The 1,454-nt window shown below is 64.1% G+C and carries 1 protein-coding gene; it reads left to right on the top strand.

The genetic code is table 11. The features are described 5' to 3' along the window. Positions 1 to 48 precede the first annotated feature (48 nt). The gene (locus tag MOM01_RS22930; protein ID WP_374112369.1) at positions 49 to 1,446 is read left to right on the top strand and encodes an IS30 family transposase; all 1,398 of its coding nucleotides are present in this window, start codon (positions 49 to 51) and stop codon (positions 1,444 to 1,446) included. The last annotated feature ends 8 nt before the right edge of the window (positions 1,447 to 1,454 follow it).

Raw genomic sequence — 1,454 nt, 5'->3', positions numbered from 1 at the left:
GGGCGGATTCAACCGGTCGTCGCAACACCCCTGACCAGGAGGGTGTTCATGGGCAGACCAGCCGGATGGTTGAAGGAACTGACAGGCCGATCGGCGATGATCTCGCCGGGTGCGCCGGCAACTCGGCGCAGCATCGAACGCGAATTCTGGAGAAAGATCGCGGAGGGAGTGTCCTCGGAGGACGCGGCTGACATGGTGGGCGTGTCGCCGGCGGTGGGAAGCCGCTGGTTCCGCCAAGGTGGCGGAATGTCGACGATCGAGCTGACCGAGCCTGGTGGGCGGTACCTGTCGTTTTCCGAACGGGAGGAGATCGCGATCCTGCGGGCGCAGGATGTCGGTGTGCGTGAGATCGCGCGCAGACTCGGCCGCGCTCCGTCCACGATCTCGCGTGAACTGCGGCGCAATGTCGCCACCCGCGGCGGCATGCTGGAATATCGGGCGTCGGTCGCGCAGTGGAAAGCCGAGTTGATGGCTCGGCGACCGAAGACCGCGAAGATGGTGGAGAACCCGCGTCTGCGGGATTATGTTCAGGACCGCTTGAGCGGTGTCATCCGAGGTCCGAGCGGTGTGATCGTGGCCGGTCCGGTGGTGCCGGAGTGGAAGGGCCGACGCAAGTCACACCGGCAGGACCGACGGTGGTCGACAGCGTGGAGCCCGGAACAGATCTCGCATCGACTTCTCATCGATTTTCCGGAGGATGAGTCCATGCGTATCAGCCACGAGGCGATCTACCAGTCGTTGTACATCGAGGGCAGGGGTGCGCTGAAGCGGGAGCTGGTGACATGCCTGCGCACCGGTCGGGCACTGCGGGTGCCCCGAGCCCGATCACGGAACAAACCCCAAGGCCACGTCACCGAAGACGTGGTGATCAGCGAACGCCCCGCCGAAGCCGAAGACCGTGCTGTTCCAGGCCATTGGGAAGGTGACCTCATCATCGGTACCGGTCGGTCCGCGATCGGTACCCTCGTCGAGCGCAGCAGTCGATCGACGATCCTCGTCCACCTACCCCGCATGGAGGGCTGGGGTGAGAAGCCACCCGTAAAGAGCGGTCCGTCCCTGGGTGGATACGGCGCCGCCGCGATGAACGCCGCACTGAGGGCCTCGATGACGACGCTCCCGGAGCAACTTCGCAAGACCCTGACCTGGGACCGCGGGAAGGAACTGTCCAGCCATGCCCAATTCGCATTCGAGACCGGCACGAGAGTGTTCTTCGCCGACCCACACTCGCCGTGGCAGCGACCGACTAACGAGAACACGAATGGCTTGTTGCGCCAGTACTTCCCAAAGGGAACCGATCTGTCCCGCTGGACCGCCGAGGACCTCGAAGCAATTGCGCTGACTGTCAACAACCGACCGCGAAAAGTGCTCGGCTGGAAGACCCCGGCTGAAGTGTTCACCGAGCAGCTACAGTTGCTCCAACAACGCGGTGTTGCATCGACCGGTTGAATCCGCCC

The sequence above is a fragment of the Rhodococcus sp. CH91 genome (genome assembly GCF_022554085.1).
GTDB lineage: Bacteria > Actinomycetota > Actinomycetes > Mycobacteriales > Mycobacteriaceae > Rhodococcus.
The sequence above is the reverse complement of the archived record's forward strand: the minus strand, read 5'-3'. Positions and strand labels throughout refer to the sequence as shown.

What these genes read in the sequence shown, in the direction of transcription:
- MOM01_RS22930 (WP_374112369.1), top strand. Translation starts at nt 49, where the DNA reads ATGGGCAGACCAGCCGGATGGTTGAAGGAACTGACAGGCCGATCGGCG.